The 18,496-nt window shown below is 70.7% G+C and carries 19 protein-coding genes; 8 read left to right on the forward strand and 11 right to left on the reverse strand.

What is annotated here, in order from left to right; all coding sequences use genetic code 11:
- Positions 1–71 precede the first annotated feature (71 nt).
- The 3 genes from ACWEGE_RS13790 to ACWEGE_RS13800 form a co-directional block, all read right to left on the reverse strand.
- Complete coding sequence (locus ACWEGE_RS13790) at positions 72–842, reverse strand: SDR family NAD(P)-dependent oxidoreductase (protein ID WP_449660777.1); 771 nt, start codon at positions 840–842, stop codon at positions 72–74.
- A 9-nt stretch (positions 843–851) separates the two neighbouring features.
- Positions 852–1,946 carry a class I SAM-dependent methyltransferase gene (locus tag ACWEGE_RS13795; protein WP_449660778.1) on the reverse strand — a complete coding sequence of 365 codons (1,095 nt, stop codon included), beginning with the start codon at positions 1,944–1,946 and terminating at the stop codon, positions 852–854.
- 98 nt (positions 1,947–2,044) lie between these two features.
- Complete coding sequence (locus ACWEGE_RS13800; RefSeq protein WP_449660779.1) at positions 2,045–2,590, reverse strand: TetR/AcrR family transcriptional regulator; 546 nt, start codon at positions 2,588–2,590, stop codon at positions 2,045–2,047.
- Positions 2,591–2,643: 53 nt separating this feature from the next.
- On the opposite strand from ACWEGE_RS13800, the gene ACWEGE_RS13805 reads away from it, so the two are divergent.
- Entirely contained in the window at positions 2,644–3,579 is a 936-nt protein-coding gene (locus ACWEGE_RS13805; RefSeq protein ID WP_449660780.1) for an SDR family NAD(P)-dependent oxidoreductase, read from the forward strand.
- A gap of 5 nt (positions 3,580–3,584) precedes the next feature.
- On the opposite strand, the gene ACWEGE_RS13810 is transcribed toward ACWEGE_RS13805, so the two are convergent.
- Positions 3,585–4,370, reverse strand: coding sequence for a hypothetical protein (locus tag ACWEGE_RS13810; RefSeq protein WP_449660781.1), 786 nt, complete (start codon positions 4,368–4,370; stop codon positions 3,585–3,587).
- A gap of 194 nt (positions 4,371–4,564) precedes the next feature.
- Complete coding sequence (locus ACWEGE_RS13815; protein ID WP_449660782.1) at positions 4,565–5,155, reverse strand: HD domain-containing protein; 591 nt, start codon at positions 5,153–5,155, stop codon at positions 4,565–4,567.
- A 71-nt stretch (positions 5,156–5,226) separates the two neighbouring features.
- On the opposite strand from ACWEGE_RS13815, the gene ACWEGE_RS13820 reads away from it, so the two are divergent.
- Positions 5,227–6,207 carry a GlxA family transcriptional regulator gene (locus ACWEGE_RS13820; RefSeq protein ID WP_449660783.1) on the forward strand — a complete coding sequence of 327 codons (981 nt, stop codon included), beginning with the start codon at positions 5,227–5,229 and terminating at the stop codon, positions 6,205–6,207.
- A 163-nt stretch (positions 6,208–6,370) separates the two neighbouring features.
- Here the strand turns inward: ACWEGE_RS13820 and ACWEGE_RS13825 are convergent, their stop codons facing one another.
- The 4 genes from ACWEGE_RS13825 to ACWEGE_RS13840 form a co-directional block, all read right to left on the reverse strand.
- On the reverse strand, positions 6,371–6,955 hold the full coding sequence (locus ACWEGE_RS13825) for a methyltransferase family protein (RefSeq protein ID WP_449660784.1): 585 nt from the start codon (positions 6,953–6,955) through the stop codon (positions 6,371–6,373).
- 66 nt (positions 6,956–7,021) lie between these two features.
- On the reverse strand, positions 7,022–8,791 hold the full coding sequence (locus ACWEGE_RS13830; RefSeq protein ID WP_449660785.1) for a hypothetical protein: 1,770 nt from the start codon (positions 8,789–8,791) through the stop codon (positions 7,022–7,024).
- Positions 8,792–8,830: 39 nt separating this feature from the next.
- Positions 8,831–9,787, reverse strand: coding sequence for a hypothetical protein (locus tag ACWEGE_RS13835; protein WP_449660786.1), 957 nt, complete (start codon positions 9,785–9,787; stop codon positions 8,831–8,833).
- On the reverse strand, positions 9,784–10,137 hold the full coding sequence (locus ACWEGE_RS13840) for a PadR family transcriptional regulator (RefSeq protein ID WP_449660787.1): 354 nt from the start codon (positions 10,135–10,137) through the stop codon (positions 9,784–9,786). The genes ACWEGE_RS13835 and ACWEGE_RS13840 overlap by 4 nt, the downstream gene beginning before the upstream one ends.
- A 417-nt stretch (positions 10,138–10,554) precedes the next feature.
- Here ACWEGE_RS13840 and ACWEGE_RS13845 point away from each other — a divergent pair, with 417 nt between their 5' ends.
- From ACWEGE_RS13845 to ACWEGE_RS13855, 3 genes are all read left to right on the forward strand, one after another.
- Entirely contained in the window at positions 10,555–10,779 is a 225-nt protein-coding gene (locus ACWEGE_RS13845; RefSeq protein WP_449660788.1) for a DUF4279 domain-containing protein, read from the forward strand.
- Positions 10,780–10,872: 93 nt separating this feature from the next.
- On the forward strand, positions 10,873–11,184 hold the full coding sequence (locus ACWEGE_RS13850) for a hypothetical protein (protein ID WP_449660789.1): 312 nt from the start codon (positions 10,873–10,875) through the stop codon (positions 11,182–11,184).
- A gap of 204 nt (positions 11,185–11,388) precedes the next feature.
- Positions 11,389–11,985 carry a hypothetical protein gene (locus ACWEGE_RS13855; protein WP_449660790.1) on the forward strand — a complete coding sequence of 199 codons (597 nt, stop codon included), beginning with the start codon at positions 11,389–11,391 and terminating at the stop codon, positions 11,983–11,985.
- A gap of 143 nt (positions 11,986–12,128) precedes the next feature.
- Here the strand turns inward: ACWEGE_RS13855 and ACWEGE_RS13860 are convergent, their stop codons facing one another.
- Positions 12,129–12,947 carry an alpha/beta fold hydrolase gene (locus tag ACWEGE_RS13860; protein ID WP_449660791.1) on the reverse strand — a complete coding sequence of 273 codons (819 nt, stop codon included), beginning with the start codon at positions 12,945–12,947 and terminating at the stop codon, positions 12,129–12,131.
- A 111-nt stretch (positions 12,948–13,058) separates the two neighbouring features.
- A complete protein-coding gene (locus ACWEGE_RS13865) occupies positions 13,059–16,184 on the reverse strand; it encodes an ATP-binding protein (protein ID WP_449660792.1) in 3,126 nt (1,041 codons plus the stop codon).
- Between the two features lie 107 nt (positions 16,185–16,291).
- On the opposite strand from ACWEGE_RS13865, the gene ACWEGE_RS13870 reads away from it, so the two are divergent.
- The 3 genes from ACWEGE_RS13870 to ACWEGE_RS13880 all read left to right on the forward strand — a co-directional run bounded on the left by ACWEGE_RS13870 (position 16,292) and on the right by ACWEGE_RS13880 (position 18,488).
- Entirely contained in the window at positions 16,292–16,849 is a 558-nt protein-coding gene (locus tag ACWEGE_RS13870; RefSeq protein ID WP_449660793.1) for an SMI1/KNR4 family protein, read from the forward strand.
- Between the two features lie 152 nt (positions 16,850–17,001).
- Complete coding sequence (locus tag ACWEGE_RS13875; protein WP_449660794.1) at positions 17,002–17,313, forward strand: hypothetical protein; 312 nt, start codon at positions 17,002–17,004, stop codon at positions 17,311–17,313.
- 473 nt (positions 17,314–17,786) lie between these two features.
- On the forward strand, positions 17,787–18,488 hold the full coding sequence (locus tag ACWEGE_RS13880; RefSeq protein WP_449660795.1) for a VOC family protein: 702 nt from the start codon (positions 17,787–17,789) through the stop codon (positions 18,486–18,488).
- Positions 18,489–18,496: the final 8 nt, after the last annotated feature.

Consider the following 18,496-nt stretch of genomic DNA (forward strand, 5'->3'; position numbering starts at 1 on the left):
CCGAACGGCGGCTGGACGGCCATTCGTGCGGGACTTCAAGTAAGTGCTGTCCGCTGCCGGAGGCGGCCACCTCATCCGACGTACGGCGCGATCGCCGTGTAACCACCGTCCACGGCCAGCTCCGCGCCGGTCACGAACGAGGCGCGGTCCGACAGCAGCCACGCCGCCGCCTCGGCCACTTCCTCCGGGCGGGCCAGCCGCTTCAGCGCGTTCCACCCGGCGACCCGGTCGCGCTCGCCGGGTACCGAGTCGAGCCACGGCCCGGTCTGCGGGGTTTCGGTGACGCCGGGGTTCACGACGTTGACCCGGATCCCCGAGGCCCCGTATTCGGCGGCCGCCGCCTTCGACAGCCCGACCACACCGTGCTTGGCCGCGGAGTAGGCGGCGGAGAACGCGGTCCCGAAGAACGCGGCCGTGCTGGCGTTGTTGACGATCGCGCCGCCGGCGCCCGCCCGCATCGCCCGGATTTCGTGCCGCAGGCACTGCGCGACGCCGGTGAGGTTGATCGCGAGCGCCGCCTGCCACGCCTCCGGTGACGTGTCCGCGAGCGGCGTTCCCTCCGGGCCGATGCCGGCGTTGTTGAAAGCCACGTCGAGCCGCCCGAACCGCTCGACCGCCGCGGCGACGACCGCCGCGCAGTCCGCGTCCCGGGCGACGTCGGCGACCACCGCGGCGGCCTGCCCGCCCGCGGCCCGGATCTCCTCGGCCAGCGCGGCGAGCTTGTCCGCCGAACGCGCGCTCAGCACCACGGCCGCGCCTTCACGGGCGAACAGCCGCGCGGACGCGGCGCCGATCCCGGTGCTCGCTCCGGTGATCACGGCGACCTTGCCGGCCAGCAGCATGACGCGACCTCAACTCCCCGCGCCGGGCGAATCCACGGTTCGCGCCCGGCGGGCCACCACCCGGTACGCGTTGGACCACCCGCGCCGCCGTCCCCACGGCGCGACGACCCGGTCCACGATCGAGGCCGTCACGAACACGGGCACGCACAGGACGAACGTGGCCTTGCGCAGGATCCGCCGCCACCGCGACGGCGGGGAACCGCGCCACGGAAGGTCCTCCCCGGCGATGGTCAGTGCGTTGATCGCCATGAGCGACGCGGCCAGCACGTCGATCGCGGCGTGCGGCTCGGCCCGCTGCTCGGCGACCACGGTGAAGCCGAGGCTGGTGAGCGCGGCACGGAGGTTGCCGATCGGCACCAGGTTCAGGTGCTGGGGTTGCAGCCACGGCATCCACCACCGGCCGAGCAGCTTCGCCCAGCGGCAGTCCGGATCGGGCAGCTCGATCGCCAGCAGCCCGCCGGGCCGCAGGACGGTCAGCGCCGCCGCCAGCTCCCGCCGCGGGTCCGCGGTGTGTTCGAGGTAGTGGTACATGCTGACGACGTCGTAGCGCCCGGCGAGGTCCTCGGCCAGGTCCACGAACAGGCCCCGGTAGCCGGTGCGGACCCAGCCCTGCCGGCGCGCCAGGTCCACTCCCTCGCCGAGGTCGAGGCCGTCGAAGTCGACACCGGGCAGCACCGCGGCGGCTTCCCGGCAGAAATGGCCGTGCCCCATGCCGACGTCGAGCCACTCCCCGGCCGCGCCGGCGTCCCGGGCCAGCTCGGCCCGCGAGCGGTAGCCCGCCCGGTTGCTTTCGAACATCCCGGTCATGTTCTTTTCCCCGAGCCCGTCGTAGCAGTCCCGGTAGTAGAACTCGAGCCCGATGGGATTCAGCCGGGGATTCTGGAAGACGTGCCCGCAGTCCCGGCAGCCGTCGAGCACGAACCGCCCCGGCTTGTGCTGCAGCAGGTCGGTCGTGCGCAGCCGGGTGCGAAGCGCCTCGGAGCCGCACCACGGACACCGGCTGCGGCGAGGCTCGAAGAACCGATCCACACCACCGGAAAGGTCAGCCGAATAGCCTGGACGGCGCAAGGCGACCGGATCGGCCGGCGCGTGATCCTCGATCATGGACGCGGAGCCTAGTGGGCGAACCACCGGGAAGTGCACCGTCGAACGGACGAACCGGCGGCTTCCGCGACGGCGGCCCACGATTCGCTCCTGGACGGCTACGCGCGAACGAGGAGGCCGATCGCGGTTGCCATCCGGCCGAGGTACGTCTCCCGCGTCTCCACCTGGTGCTTCAACCCCACCGACACGCTGATCAAGGTCTGCGCGACACCCCGCTCCCCACCCACCGCGGCGGCGACGAGCTCTCCGAAACGCTTCGGAGCCTCGTGGGTGATCGCCCCCAGCAGGTCCGGGTTCTGTTCGATGACCTCCGGCAGGTCGCGGCTCATCGGCCCGACGTAGCGGCCGGCCCAGCGGTCGAACGCGCCGATCAGCCTTTCCTGCACCGGTTTTCCGGTGTCGGCGAGGATTTCCCCGGCCGCGGCGAGGTCCCGCTCGATCGCCCGGGTGACCGCCGTGCGAAACAGGTCCTGTTTGGACGCGAACAGGAAGTACAGCCCCGGCCGGGAGATCCGGGCCGTGCGCGCGACTTCCTCCATGGAGGTCTTGCGGTACCCGTACCGGGCGAACGTCAGCAGCGCCGACTCGAGCACCGCGTCCCGGCGACCGGACTCGGCGGCGTCCGGAGCTTCGGAAGTGGCCATGCGGCAACTCTACCTCACTATACAAGATGGGCTTAGTCTGTATAGTGCGTCGAGTGACCTCACCTCGGCTCATCACCACCCCGTTCACCGCCGCCAGTACGGCCGACGACGTCCTGGCGGGTGTCGACCTCTCCGGTGTCCGCGCGATCGTCACCGGGGCGTCGTCCGGGATCGGTGCGGAAACCGCGCGGGCACTGGCTGCCGCTGGGGCGGAGGTGACCCTGGCCGTCCGGAACACCACCGCCGCGGTACCCCGTTCGCGAGTCGCCCGGCTCGACCTCGCCGACCGGACATCCGTCCGCCGGTTCGCCCGCGAGTGGGTGGGGCCCTTGCACCTGCTGGTGAACAACGCGGGCATCGTCACCGGCGGACCGGCCTACACCGCGGAAGGCTGGGAACTGCAGTTCGCGACCAACCACCTCGGCCACTTCGCCCTGGCGACCGGCTTGCACGCGGCGCTCGCCCGCGGCGCCGCCGAGCGCGGCGAGGCGCGGATCGTCTCGGTCAGCTCGACCGCGCACATGCGCGCCGGCGTCGACTTCGCCGACCTGCACTTCACCCGCCGCGCCTACGATCCCCAGATCGCCTACGCCCAGTCGAAAACGGCGAACTCACTGTTCGCGGTGGAAGCAACCCGCCGCTGGGCGGCCGATGGCATCTACGCGAACACCGTCAACCCCGGCGGAGTCGCGACGGGGCTGCAGCGGAACTTCACCGCGGCCCAGAGGGAATCCCTTGCCGCGGCCGAAGCGGCGGGCATCTTCACCTACAAGACGGTCGGACAGGGAGCGGCGACGAGCGTCGTCGCGGCAATCGCACCGCAGTTCGCCCACACCGGCGGTCACTACCTCGACGACGCGCAAGAAGCGTACCGAGTCCCGGACGACGCCGAACTGGCCGACCACCCGCACGGGGTGAAGGAATGGGCCCTCGACCCGGCCACCGCCGAACACCTCTGGACGGTGTCGGCGAACCTGACCGGGGACTGACGACGTCACCAGTCGTACTCTTCGGCGACGGCGTCCTTGTCGCGCAGCAGCCCGCCCCCGCGGCGGCGACCGGCCTCACCGAAAACCGGGTTGGCGCCCAACGCCACCATGCGGAACCGGAGCGGGTGGCGCACGGTGAGGCCGGCCGGGCCGACGACCCAGTCGGCCTCGACGTAGTGGCGCGCCTCGTCGAAGTCGGCCTCCACGGCGTTCCGGAGGGTCAGCAAGTCCAGCATCTCGGGGCCCTCTCGTACGCCGTGCACGAGACCCGAGACCAGGGTCGGGGTGAACGGGCACAGCTGGTCACCGTTCGGCGGCCCGAAGCTGGACCCGGCGAGCACGAACGAGGCCGGCGCATGCTCCCGGAACGGCCCGGCGCCAACCCCGTCGAGCACGACGACGGACCGGACGGCCTTGGCGCCACCGATGATCCCGGCGATCTCGCCGAGACTGCCCACGACGTTTTCGGCCTGGTTCGGGCCGGACAGCACTTCCCCGGGCACCGGCCGGTAGGGCGACGTTCTGGCGGCAAGGTAGAACAGCAACGTGTCACCGGCAGCCGCGGCGGCCACCGACACGGCGTCGAGCACCTCACTCGGCTGCCGGGGGCTCAGAAGCACCTGGGTGTGCGCGGGGTCGAAGGCCGCTGTCGCGCTCGGCGCCGTGAGCGCTTCGGCGAGCTGGGTGGCCATCTTCTCGGGACCGCCGTGGCGCCGAGGCACACCGTCGTCACAGCCGACCAGCACGGCCCGGGAATGCCGAAGGTCCGGCAGAAGCGGGTGTCTCGTCACCCGCCCAACCATGCACGCCCCGAGCCGTGAACGCCATCCCCTGGGCCGCCGGCCGGTGAAGCTCGACCACCACCGGATAGCCGGTCCCTGGCCCGGCGAGTCACCTCTGTGCCGATCGAGCCGACCACGCCCCGTCGGCGATTTCGTGGGGCCGATTGCGCCGGTTCCCGGCATTGCCCTTCACGGCTACGAGATCATGCCTCGGCACGTCGTTGGCGAAGCAGTTCGGCGGCGATCGAGTAAGGCGGCGCCGCCGCCTCGGAGCGGGCTGCGTGCTCGACGATCGCGTCCTGCAGGAAGCGAGCACCGGCGGGTCGCGGGTACCGGGTGTAGATCGGCCGCACCCGGTCGGCGTCGAGGTCGGTGAAGCGACCGGCGTCGATGAACACGCCCTTGTGCGTGAGATAGGTCAGCAGACCGCGCCGGTCGGCCAGGCCCAGGGAAGAGTGCAGGGCGATCGCCTCCCACACCCGGTCGACGTCCGCGGCCGGGACGTCGTGCTCGGCCAGCACCGACGCGGCCAGGTCCGCTCCCTCCACCTCGAACCGGGCCTTGCCCGCCGCGAGGGTGCCCAGGCCCAGGTCGTGCATGACGCAGGCGGCGAAGAGCAGATCCTCTTCGTAGGCCGCGTCGTGCACGGAGCCTTCCTGCTCGGCCACGAGGCGGGCGAACAGGAAGCTGCGGATGCTGTGGTCGGCGACCGGCGTGCTCTCCGACTGCCGGGCCAGGGCGAGGCTCGCGTCGGCCAGTGGCCCGCTGGGCAAGGCAAGTGCGTCGAGGTTCATGTACTGAACCGTAGGAGCCGGCCGCTGCACCGAACAGTGGCCCGAGTGCCATTCATCGCTATCATCGGGCCATGGACACGTCAGCGGACCGGCACCGGGTCGCGGTCCTCGTCCTGCCCGGCGTGCCGGCGCTGGAATTCGGGATCGCGACCCAGATCTTCGCGACTGATCCGCACTACGAGCTGATCGTGTGCACGGCAGGCGGCCCGGGACCGGTGCCGGGCGCCGGGTTCACCGTCACCGCCACGGCCGGCCTCGACACGCTGACCGGGGCCGGCACCGTGATCGTCCTGGCCTACCAGGACATCGGCACACCGCCGGCACCCGACGTCCTGGACGCCCTGCGCGCGGCGCACGACCGCGGCGCCCGGCTCGTCTCCATCTGCGTCGGCGTCTTCGCCCTCGCCGCGGCCGGCCTGCTCGACGGACGCCCGGCGACCACGCACTGGCAGTACGCCGCTCAACTCCGCCGGCAGTACCCGAAGGTGCAGGTCGTGCCGGACCGGATGTACGTCGACGACGGCGACATCCTCAGCTCGGCCGGGGTGACCGCGGGGATCGACCTCTGCCTGCACCTGATCCGCCGCGACCGGGGCCCCGCCGCGGCCAACACCCACGCACGCTTCCTCGTCGCCCCGCCGCGGCGCACCGGCGGGCAGGCGCAGTACGTCGAACGGCTCCGCCCCGACGCGACCGGCGACCAGCTCGCTCCGCTGCGGGACTGGATGCTCGACAACCTCGCCGAGGAACTCACCATCGACGCTCTCGCGAAACGCGCCCACCTGTCCCGGCGGACCCTCATCCGCCGGTTCCGGGAGGAGACCGACACCTCGCCCATGGCCTGGCTGGCCGACGCCCGCATCGACCGCGCACGCGAACTACTGGAGACGACCACCTTGCCCGTGGAACGAATCGGCCGCCTCACCGGACTCGGCGCGCCTTCCTCGGTACGAGCGGCATTCCACCGGCACCTCGGCACCTCACCCCAGGAATACCGGGAACTTTTCCGGCACAGCACGACAGCGTTCGCACAGCGGACGAGTCGAGCGTGACGGTCGACCGGAACCGATCCGACCGGGGGGAAGAAGACGCAGCTCGAGCCTCGAACGCCGGCGCACTCTCCTGCCGCGATCAGCGGGGTCGCCGGGTAGGTGGGTAGGGTGCCCGCATGGAGTTCGCGGTCGCCGAGGACGACGTGTGGCTGTCCGCGTTCGGTCACCACACGAAGGGAACGAGCCGAGCCCGGCTCGCGGCAAACCGCCGGTAGCGGTCACCCAGAACCTCTTCGAGGGCGCGTTCCTCGATGCGGAGGCGGTGGATCAGGGCGACCAGCAACACAGCGCCGGCGCCCGCAGCACCGACCCAGTTGCCCGCGATCAGACCGCCGCCGGAGAAGACCAGCAGCAGACCGGTGTAGCTCGGATGGCGCAAGACCCGGTAAGGACCACGTTCCACGACGAGCTGCTCTTCGCTCGCCTGCACCGTCACCGTGAAGTACCTGCCCAGACTGACGAAGCACCACCAGCGCAGGAGCAGGCCGAACCACCCGATCACCACCCCGAGCGGGAACAGCCATGCTCCGCCGATGCCCGCGGCCGGAAAGATCGCCCGGCCGATCGGCCACAGCAGAATCGCACCGACGAACATCACCCTGAAGACGACCTCCGCGCGAACATCAACGAGCCGCGCGCCGCGACGCCTGCGGAACGCCTGCACCAGCTCGCCCGTCACGAAGGCACCGGCACTGACGACCAAGACCACCCGAGCCACGTCCGACGACTCCCCGAAGGATGCAAGCACGGTCGCATTGTCACACCGAACACACCACCGTCAACCGCACTACCGACCCGGCTGCGCCCTCCCGGTTCACGGTCGTCCGCAGAATTTGCGCTCAGCGTCGAAGGGATCCGGGGGAATGGTGACCTGGGTCCGGTGCCATGCGCCGGTCAGGTTGGCCCAGAAGCGCTTCACCGTCAGCGGTTCGCGGGTCGAACGTCGGACTTCCGCGAGGTCGCCGCAGTCGAGTGCGTGCCGGGCGGCGGCCACCTGCGCGGGCGTGACCTCGTCGCGGAAGACGAAGTTGCCCGCGGGCGAGGTCGGTGCCTCCGGGGCCGCGTAGTCGGCGACGAGCCAGGCGTTGCCCAGCGGTTTCGCATGACCGGGTTTGCCCTCCGGGAAGGCGAACCGGGCGCCGATCGGGTTGCTCAGCCCCCAGAAGTCGACGATCCCGACGTCGACGGGTGCCAGCATGCCGACCGTGCCGAGGTACACACCGAGCACCGCCGCCTTCCCCGGCAGGTCCGCGCGCAACGGGGCGGTGAGGATCTCGTTGTGCGGTCCCTGGTAAACCAGCACCCGCCTGCCGGAGTCCACCGCGTCGGCCACCGCGTCTCGGAGGTTCCGCTGTCTCGGCGTGAAGTCCGTGGAATCCGTCGGGTGTTCGCGGCCGGTCCACGCTTGGTAGTAGGCGCGTTCGTCGTCGATCGAGCGCACCGCGGCGGGCTCCTCCCGGTACCGGGCCGGCCCCGCGCACAGCGGCGCCCACACCACGACGACCAGCGTGAGCACCCCCGTGGTCCGCGAACGTGGGAGGACCAGGACCGGCAGCAGCACGAGGAACAGTGACGGCAGCAGCATGCGCGCGTGCATGTAGTCGCCGCCGACCTTCAGTACGTACCCCAGGAGCAGCAGGCCCGCCACCACCGGGGTCAGCGTCACCAGCAGGCCGCTCCGGTCCGCGCGCGTCCGCCGCAGGAGCCGCGCGAGCACGACCGTGACCGGTACCAGCGGGATCCACAGCAGGTACGGGTCCGCGAAGTCGGTGAGGTAGGTGAAGCCGCGGGCCCACCTCGACGCGTCGGCGTTCTTCGTGATCGCGGGCATCGGGACGAGGACGCCGTAGTAGCCCGTGCGGAAGATCTCGTACCCCAGCGGCAGCGCGGCCGCCGCCCCGGCTGCCGCGAGCGTCACCCGTCGGCCCGGCCGCGTCAGCAGCCACAGCGCGACCAGGAACACCGCGGCGACCAGCGCCTGTTCCGGCCGGACGAGCGGGCCGAGCCCGATGACCAGTGCCGCGCCGGTGATCGCCTTGCCCGACGTGTTTCCCCGCGCCCGCACCAGAAGCCACCAGCACGCCGCCATCCAGAACGTGTTGAGCCCGGTCTCCAGGCCCGAGGTCGCGTACTGCCAGACCGGGTGCAGCGCGAGCAGGACGAGGACGCCGACGGGCAGCAGCCAGGTTCCGGGCCGGTCGTGCAGGCGCCGGGTCGCGGCCACCGCGAGGGCGAATCCGCCCGCGGTCAGCGCCAGGCCGAGCATCCAGGAGATCGCCGAGGTGTCGGTGTTCCCGGAAACGAATCCGGCGAGGGCGAGCAGCCATTGCCAGAGCGCGCTCGTGGATGCTTCCGCGCGTTCTCCCACGGAATAGACCGGGCCGTTCCCGGACAGGATCTGCGCGACGATCCGGGTGAAGATCAGCGCGTCGTCGCAGATCCAGCGAGTGAGGTAGCCCAGGACCGCGATGATCAGCGCGGTGACCGGCGCAAGCAGGCCGTTCCAGCGAATTCTCGCCCGCGACCGTGGCACGTCGAGCGACGGCAAAAGGGCGCGCGATGCCGCGACAGGAATGGTGTCCACAAGAAATCCTTGTCCGGGAATAGAAGGTACCGAGAAGTCTCAGTGATTCACGACGGTCCGGCGGTAGTCACGGATTCCGATGACGGTCAGGGCCACCACTACCAGCCCGGCCAGACTGACTTGGGCGATCGCAAGCACGTCGAAAGGGAAATGGAACCCGCGCTTCTCCACCATGGTCTGCGCCACCACCAGCGCGAGGCACACGGCGAGCGCCAGTGTCGACGCCGCCGCGCGCGGTTCGGTGCGGCGCCGGAGCAGCAGGTATCCGGCACCGGCCATCGTGCACAGCCAGAGGAGCGGGGACAGCCCGCCAAGCCTGCCGACGCCGGACGCGAAGACGTACCCGGTTGTCACGGCGGCGACCAGGCTTCCGCCGATGGTCCACCACCACGGGCGCGCCGGCGGCAGCGGGGCGTCGGCGTGGAAGGCCAGCAGCAACAGCACCAGCGGAAGCCACTGGGGGGCGTAGTTCACGACCAGATCCGGGCCGAGGCTGAGCGAGTACCTGGTCAGGCCCCAGAGCGCCCCGGCGGCCAGAATCGCCCCGGCGGCGATCCGCGCCGCGCGACGCCACCCGTCCACCAACAGAGCGAGCGGAACCAGCCCGGCCGCCAGCAGGACAAGGCGCCTGATCAGGTAGGACCTCAGCGCGGAGTGCATGAGCGGGGACAGCTCGTCGCCAGGATGCTCGATCACGAGCCGGAGCTCGTTGCCGACGTGGCCGGCGGACTTGAGCGCACCCCAGAGCAGGCCGAGGAGCACACCCGCCCGCACCAGGTCACCCAGTGCGACCGTGCGGGCAGGTGCCGCCCGGCCCGCGAGCCGCGTCCGCACACCCAAAGCCAGCAGGGCCCACAGCTCGGTCCAGAGTGCCGCGCGGGCCCGCTCACCGTGCAGGTCGAGCAGGGTGCCGACCATCTCGTCGCCGCGTTCGGCGCGATACCAGGCCGGGAGCACCCGCACCAGCGCGCGGTACCGGGTCTCGGCGTCGATCATGCCCGCAGCTCCCCCACCTGGGGCCACTGGCCACGGGCCCGCAGCACCTTGCTGGCGGTTTCGACGTTCGCAGCCAGCCGCCGGGTCTGCTCGGCCAGTACTGTGCTGCCCGCCCCGGTCAGCCGGTAGTAGCGCCGGAGCCTGCCCTGGTGGATCTCCTCCCGGTCGTGCTCGGCCCAGCCGTCGGCGACCAGCCGGTCCAGCACACCGTAGAGGGTGCCGACCCGCAGTCGCACCCGTCCCTCGGACAGCTCCTGTACCCGCTGGACGACTCCGTAGCCGTGCCGAGGCTCGTCCGCCAGCGCGACTAGCACCAAGAACACCTGCTCGGACATGCTCCGCTCTGCCATGCGTCCACATATATCAGAAGACGATATATAGCGGGCCGCGTTGCCTCGTCGTTCGCGAAATTTGGCAGCGACCTGACCCGACAGGTGCAGCCCGTGTTCGAGGGGGCACTGAGCGTCGATCGTCCGCAGGCGGCGGGTCGGCCGGCGCTACCGTCCGAACGTCCCACGCCCCGGGCCGTGGCATGAGCAACCGTCCCAGGTCGTTCGTCAGGGCGTCCTGCCCGAAGACAGCGTGATCGGCTCGTGCGTATTTGCCTCGCGGTGGAGGGCCTGCTGCGCCACGATGGGGGGTGCGGACAGGGGCGACGTTTCGGCTCGCCGGCGATCACGGCGGAAGCGCCGCGACCGTGACTCGGCTTCTCGATCTGAAGCCATCTCAGGCATTCGAAGCCGGAGACCGGGTGGGACGCCATCCGAGTGCCCGACGGTGAAGTCACCGATCATCTTCACTGGCTTCTCGACCGGCTCGAGCCGAAGACCGATACCCTGTGGCAGCTGACCGACCACGGCTACGTGGCCGACTGGTTCTGCCTGGCGGCATCACAAGCGACCGAACACGCCATCGAGCTCGACCGACCGCTTCTCCGACGACTGCTCACGCTGCCCGGCAACCTGCTCCTGGACGCCATGGGCGGCGACTGACACCAATGGTCGCTCGTGCCGCTGATCGGTTGTCCGTCGGGACCGCACGCTCATGCGCCCGTACCGCTTCGTACTAGTCAAGGGGGGAAGCCGGTGGATCTCACGGATCGGCAGGCAGCAGTCAGGACACTTTTCGAGGCCCATCGCCAGGCGCCGTTCCCGAGCCGGTGGCGGGGTGCCGATGTGGGAGGCATCGACCTGGTGATGCTCGACGCAAACCCCGCCGGTTGTATCTCCGCTTGGCTGGAGCAACAGTGTCTCCTGGACGACCGGAGTCGGAAAATCCTCGCCGAATGCGAACGGCGACTCATCCGGGTCCTCCCGGAGCTGGACGCTCCTGGTCGCGAGTACTACCAACGGATTCTGGACATGACGGTATTGGTGCTGGAGGCCAACCGCCCGTAGCGGCCTGGGAGCCCCAGCGATCTCCGGCGATCAGCCGAGCAACCTTGCGGGACCGCCCTCCGCCGGCGCCACCCACCTCTGAAACAAAGCGCTAGGGAGCCACCCTCTTGATCGACTCAGTCAATCGCCGATGTCACCTCAAGTTCGCAACCTAGCCGAGCGTCTGCTTGCGGAGCCCCAGAACGCACTCTTCTGCCGCTGATCGTGCTGAAACTGGGCTGCTCGGACCACCGGCCTGTGGGACCGTTCGTCTGTGACTCCGAAGGACCTCGCGTCTCGGGTTGGGTGCCTGCCTTCCTTCCCGCCGACGAGCAACTCGACCGGCAAGCAGCACGGCTGCGGTCCCTGACGGGACATCGAATTGCCCAGACATGGACAGTCTGGGCTCTCGAACACGATGAGTGGTTCGCCGACCTGCCCGTTGTCCTGCGCCTGGATCACGGACCGCAACTCGAAGTGTGCTGGGAGAAGTTTGACGAGCTCTCCATCACCTGGAACACCATCGACGTGACGGACACGCCGAAAGCCTGGGTGGAGTCGCCGCTGGAATGGCGGCAGGCAGCGCACCCCGCACTCGCGACGATCGCGGACGCGACGGTGGATCAGATAGCCGCGACCTCATCTCGGTTCGCGACCGAGAACGCCGCTGAACCGCTCGGCACCAAGGCGACCTGGCTGACAACCGGCCTCTGGCTGGCGACCAGCCGCGGCGACCTCCACATCTTCAACGCCCTGGACGAGAACGGATTGTCGCCCCAACACCCTTCTCTCGACGCCGAACACACCTGGCGCCACATCTAGCGTCCCGACTCACGGGGCGCACCGTCGCGACGCGCGCTCATGCCGATGATCGTGCGCACACCGCCGAATCGACGGGCGCTTTCGACACGACGAGCGGAACGGCCCATGACCGAACCCATCACAGGCCGTTCCCCGGCGTCGGGTCAGGATTGGATGAACGCGAGCAGGTCCGGGTTGAGGACGTCCGCGTGCGTGGTCAGCATTCCGTGCGGGTATCCCGCGTACGTCTTGAGCGTTCCGTTCTTCAGGTGCTCGACCGCCCGGGGCACCGAACTGCCGAACGGCACGATCTGGTCGTCCTCGCCGTGCATCACCAGGACCGGTACCGTGATCCGCTCGAGGTCCTCGGTGTAGTCCTCCTTCCACGAGAACACCGTCTCGTAGGCGGCCTGGATGCTGCCGGCCATGGCCTGGCGCCACCAGTTCGCGATGACCGCCTCCGAGGGCACCGCACCCGGCCGGTTGTAGCCGTAGAACGGGCCTTCCGGCACCTCGCGGAAGAACTCCGCACGGTTGCCCAGGACGCCCGCCTGCACCGCGTCGAACCACTCCGGCGGCTGCCCGGCCGGGTTGTCCTCGGTCTGCACCATGTTCGGCGTCAGCGAGGCGACCAGTACCGCTTTCGCCACGCGGTCCTGGTACCGGGCGACGTACCGGGCGACTTCGCCGCCGCCGGTCGAATGCCCGATGTGCACCGCGTCGTGCAGATCCAGGTGCTCGGTCAGCGCCGCCAGGTCGGCGACCCAGTGGTCCATGTCGTTGCCGGTGCCGGTCTGTGCCGACCGGCCGTGGCCACGCCGGTCGTGCGCGATCACGCGGTAACCCTGGTGCAGGAAGTAGATCAGCTGGGCGTCCCAGTCGTCGGCCGACAGCGGCCAGCCGTGGCTGAAGACGATCGGCCGGCCGGTACCCCAGTCCTTGTAGTAGATGTCCACGCCGTCGGAGGTGGTGATGGTAGGCATCGCGTCGTTCCTCTCTGTCGCGGTCCCCCCGCATCCAACGAGATCCGACACGATTCTTTGTGAGCGAACGCCGCGAGCGATCCACTGCCCGTCAACTGCGCGTCAACAAGGTCACGCCAACCCGGCCAGGAATTCGTCGGTCCGGCGGGCGAACAGGTGAGCACCGCGTTCGGCCGACAGGGTCCTGGCCTTCTCGGCCGCCGCCCGGACGACCGCGTCGGGCTCGCCGTCGGCGTGGAGCAGCCGGGCCCGCAACAGCAGGAGCAGGCCTTCCGCGTACCGCTGGCCGTGCGCCTCGAGGAACCACTCGGCCCGCTCGAGGGCGGCCCGCGCCTGCTCGGTCATCCCCGCGGCGAGAAACATGTCGACGATCAGCCCGTAGTGGAACGCGATGCCGAACCGCACCGGGTCGAGCAGCGTCGTGACCAGGACCTGCTCGGCCTCGACCGCGGCGCCCGCCGGATCTTGGCCGGTCAGGGCACGAACCCAGCACCAGGTGATTCTCAGGTACGAGTCGACGGAGAGGAAGAGGTGCCCCGGGTCGGCGGCGATCCACCGCCGGGTGGCTCGCGCCGCCTGGTCGAGATCGCCGGCCATGGCCGCCGCCATGGCGGAAAAATGGGCCCAGACGGTGATCGATTGCGGGTCGTCGCCCGCGTCGGCTTCCTGGTCGTCGAGCAGCGCGCGGGCCGCGGCCGGCTCGTCGTGCATGGTTTCCACCACGGCTTGCAGCAACGGGCCGATCGTCCGTACCTCACGGGGCAGCTGATCCCGCTCTCGCGCGGGCCCGGCGTCGACCGGCGACCTGCTGCTCTGCCGGAGGTACCGCAACGACTGGTTGATGTCGCCGAGATCCCATTGGTGGATTCCCCATGCCGCGGTTCCGAGCGAGCGCAGTACCGGGTCGGTGGCGGCCTCGCCCTGCTCGAACAGCCGGCGGGCGAGCTGAACACGCTCGGGCCAAGCGCCGCTGGTGGCCAGGGCCAGGTGGAGCAGCAGGAACTCGGCGGCCCGGGTCGTCCGGCCGAGGTTCTCGGCGAGGTGCCGGGCGCGTTCCAGGATCTCGACGTACGAGCGAACGAAGTCGTGCTGGCTCCAGAAGACCGTGGCCAGCAGCGAGACCGCGGACAGCTCGAGTTCCGCCCGGCCGGCCTCGACGGCGACGCGGGCCGCCCGGTGCAGGTGCCGCTCGGCGGCTTCGAAGGCGAACTTGGTCACCGCGTGCCGGCCGGCGCGCACGAGCGCGGTCGCCGTGCGGACCGGGTCGGCCGGCGGGCCGGCGGCCCACAGGTGGTGCGCGAGCTGCTCGGCACCCGATTCGCCGGCCCCGCCCCCGCGTTCGAGCGCGTCCGCGATCCGGAGGTGCAGGACGGCCGAACGCGCCACCGGAAGGCCGGCCACCACGGCTTCCCGGACGAGGTCGTGGGCGAAGCGGAAGGTGTACGGATCATCCGGGACCGGCTCGACCAGCCCCAGCGATCCGAGGGGTTCGAGCAGGTCGAGGCAGGCCTGGACGTCGAGCTCCAGCGCGGCGGCCAGTAAGCGCAGCCGGACCTGCCGTCCGATGAGCGCCGCGGTCTGCAGCAGGTCGAGGGCGGTCTCGTCCAGACCGGCCGTCCGCGTCCTGACCACGTCGCGGACCGTGGCCGGGACGGTCCCGGCGGAAGACGAGACGCCGTCGAGCCGTCGCGACAGCTCCACCACGAGGTAGGCGTTGCCCGAGGTACGGGCGTGGATCTCGGCGGCCGCCCCGCCGGGGTCCCGGCCGGACTCGCGGTGGACCAGCTCCGCCACCTCGCCGACGGTGAACGTCCGGAGCCGGATGCGGCGGTGTTCCGGCATCCGGCTGACCGCCGCCAGCGTCCGCGACAGCGCCGCGGTGGGTGCCGGGGCGCGATCGCGGAGCGCGGCGACGATCACCGTCCGGTTGGGTGGCCGGGCGACCAGGTGACCGAGCAGCTGCAGCGAAGCGGTGTCGGCCCAGTGCAGGTCGTCGATGACGATCTGCACCGGACGTTGCTCCGCCACCTCCCGGACCAGGGCCACCACCTGCTCGAACAGACGGAACTGGGTGCCGCTCTCCGGCAGCGGCCGGCCACCGTTTCCGCCGTCGCGTGACTCGATCAGGCGGCCGAGCTCACCGTCGAGCCACGGCTTGCGCGTGGCGGCGGGCAGGCTCTCGAGGATGGCCCGGACCGCTTCCAGCCACGGCCACATCGACGGCGTTCCCCCGCCCTCCAGGCACGAACCCCACACCACGAGTGCGCCCCGCCGCTCCGACTCGGCGGCCGCCGCTCGCAGCAGGCGCGTCTTGCCCACGCCGGGCTCGCCCTCGATCACGACGATCCCGCTTCCGCCCGCCAACACGGCCGTGAGGGATTCCCGCAGCACGGCCAGTTCTCCGATCCGCCCGACCAGGCCCGCTCGGGCGCTCCGGCCGCCGTCGTCGGCCGCCGCCGTGGGAAGGGTCTGGGTCAGCGCACGCCGATGGGCCGTGCGCAGCGCCGTTCCGGGATCGATGCCGAGTTCCTCGGCGAGACGGGCCCGGATGGCCCGGAAGACGGCGAGAGCCTCGACCCGGTGGCCGCCGGCGGCCAGCCCGATGACGAGCGCCGCGTGCACCGCTTCGTCCAGCGGGGCCATCGACGCGGCCAGGCGCAGCGCCGGAAGAACCCGCTCCGGCCGGCGCCGGCGTACCGCCAGCTCCGAAGCCGCCAGGCAGGCGTCGGAGAACTCACGATCGAGGGCGACGAAAACCGGCGCTTGTTCGAGACCGTCGGCGGCCGGCCCCCGCCACAGGGCAAGCGCTTCCACGAACCGGTCGAGCGCGACTTCCTGTTCACCGCCGGCAACCGCTGTGCGTCCCTCCTCGACGAGCCGCCGGAACGTGAGCAGGTCCAGCTCGCCGGCGCCGCAGCCGAACACGTAACCGTCGCCGCGCCGCTGGAGGTACGACCCCGCTTCCCGGGCGGTGAGGCCCGGTTCGAGGAGCCGGCGCAACGCGCCGACGTACTTGTGGATCACGTTGAGCGCGCTGGCCGGTGCTTCCTGCCCCCAGAGCAGGTCGATCAGTTCCGCCCGGCCGACCGGCTGCCCGACCCGGGCGAGGAGCACGGCCAGCAGAACAGCCTGCTGGCGGGGCCCCACGGCGAGTTCGGCCCCGTCACGCCACAGGCGGACCCGCCCCAGGATCTGCAGACGGATCCGGGCACGAAGCGGAGCGGGCGGCTGGGCCAACGCCTGGTGACTCCCCCGAATCGGTCTGACCGGCGGACTCTCGGAATCTATCACCGCGGTGGCGCTCATGGAGCGGTGTCACGAGGGCGTCCGGCAGACTGGCCGCCATGAACCAGGCCGTTCGCGAGTTCACGCGGTTGCGGAACACCATCGAGCGGCTGCTCCCGGAGACCGCGCCCTTCCTGCCCGGCGCCACCGGACACGACCTCGACCGGCTCGCCACCGAAACCGGCCTCACCCTCCCGGACGAACTCTGCGCTCTGCTCCGCGTCTCGGCCGGCCAGGACGATCCCGGTCAACTGTACGGCCCGCTCAACTTCCACCACTTCCTGACCATCGACGAAATGATCGGGATGCACCGCATGCTGACCGACGCCGTCGGCGAAATGGCCACGCCCGTCCGGCAGCCCGCGTACTACCGGTGGACCGTGTGGTCACCGTCCTGGCTGCCGTTCCTCGCCTTCGAGGGCGACTGCTACTTCCTGGACCTCGACCCCGGCGAACGCGGCACGTCGGGCCAGGTCGCCTTCCGCGCCAACGTGCCGGTCCTGGACGAGCCCAAAGCGCCCTCGCTCACCGCGTTCCTCGCCCGTGCCGCCGATCTCATCGAAACCGGGCACGCCACCACCGAAGAGAGCACCCTCGTCTTCCTCGACCTCTGCTGAAACCGGCTCGCCTCACGCCCGTGGCCGACGACAAGCACTTCTCGGACACGGTGTCTTGACAGAGTGTCCGATACAGTTCACCCTGGTCGGGACCCGAGTGGGAGGACCGCGATGAATTCCGGTGTGTCTCGTTGCGCGGCAGGGGAAGCCCGGTGACCGCGGTGCTGTGGGTGATGCTCGGGCTGGCGTGGGTGGCGTTCGCCGGCACCACCGCACTCTGGTTCTACCTGGCGCGGCGGAGCCGGGGCGGGGACACCGGAGCTGACATGGCCCTGGTCGCCCTGACACCCCTGTGGGTCGTCGACTTCGTGCTCGCCGCGCTCGGTGTGGTTGCGGGCGGCTGGCTCGCCGTCCGGCTCGACGGTCTCGGAGCCCGGCTGGTCGCCGGCATCGGGGCCGCGGTGCTCCTGGCCCGCATCGCGCTCGGGGCGGCACAAACGTGGCGGTCTCGGTCGGCCGGGTGACTCGCCGCGCGGGCGGTGCCGAGCGGATGACCCTGGTTTTGGGAATCGCCCGTCCCAGATCCACCGTGCCGGCGTGGTGAACAACTGCACGAATACTTGATCGAGATATAGGTACGAATACCGCATTCTGCCCGTCAATCTGCCCTTCCGGTCAGGCGAATGTGACAGTCTCCGTGTGACCATCGACCGATGCGCACCACGGGCGAACTGCAGAAGGCGCAACCCGGCGGTGCGACCGGGCGGATCCGGCGCTCGCGGGCAGTCGGGAATGTCCGTGCGCGAATGCCCCGTTGACTTCGCCGGCAACTGCTCCGGCTGAGCTGCATCGCAAGATGGCAAAATCCGGACATCAATCGCCGGGACGGCTGACGCGCCTGCGAGCTACGCGCACGGCCGGCCACAATGTGTCCTCCCTGACCCACCGGCGCCATATTGGCTTGCCGCCTCGCGGAACCGGTGGCTACGTTTCGGTGATGCGGCTGCTGGCGGTGACCTTCGAGGCGGAGAACCCGGCCGCACAGGCTCGCTTCTGGGCCGGCCTGCTCGGCCGGGACGTCGTCGAGGACGCCGGCGGCCTGCTCCTGCCCGGCGCGGACGCCCAGCTCGGCCTCCGGTTCGCACCGGGCCGCGACGGCCTGCTCGGCGCGAACCGGATGCACCTGCACCTGACCAGCACCGACCTCGACGACCAGCGGCGCACCGTGGCCAGGGCGCTCGAGCTCGGTGGCCGCCACCTCGATGTCGGGCAGCGGCCCGAGGAGACGCACGTCGTCCTGGCCGGCCCGGCGGGCTACGAGTTCTGCGTGATCGAGCCCGGCAACGACTATCTCGCCGGGTGCGGTCCGCTGGGCGAGCTCACCTGTGCCGGCACCCGAACGCTCGGCCTGTTCTGGAGCAAGGTCCTGGGGTGGCCTCTCGTGTGGGACCAAGGCGCGCAGACCGCGATCCAGGCACCGCACGGCGGCACGAAAATCGCCTGGGACGCCTGGGACGGCACGCCCGTGGCACCGGACCGGCAGCGCTTCGAACTGCTCCCCACCGACGACGACCAGCCGGCGGCGGTCGACGCGCTGCTCTCCCTCGGCGCCACCCGGCTCGGCACCCGCGACGACAGCACCGTCGTGTTGGCCGATCCGGACGGCAACGAGTTCTGCGTGCGGCCGGCCGGTGCGTAAGCGCAGAC

Source organism: Amycolatopsis sp. NPDC004747 (assembly GCF_053601335.1).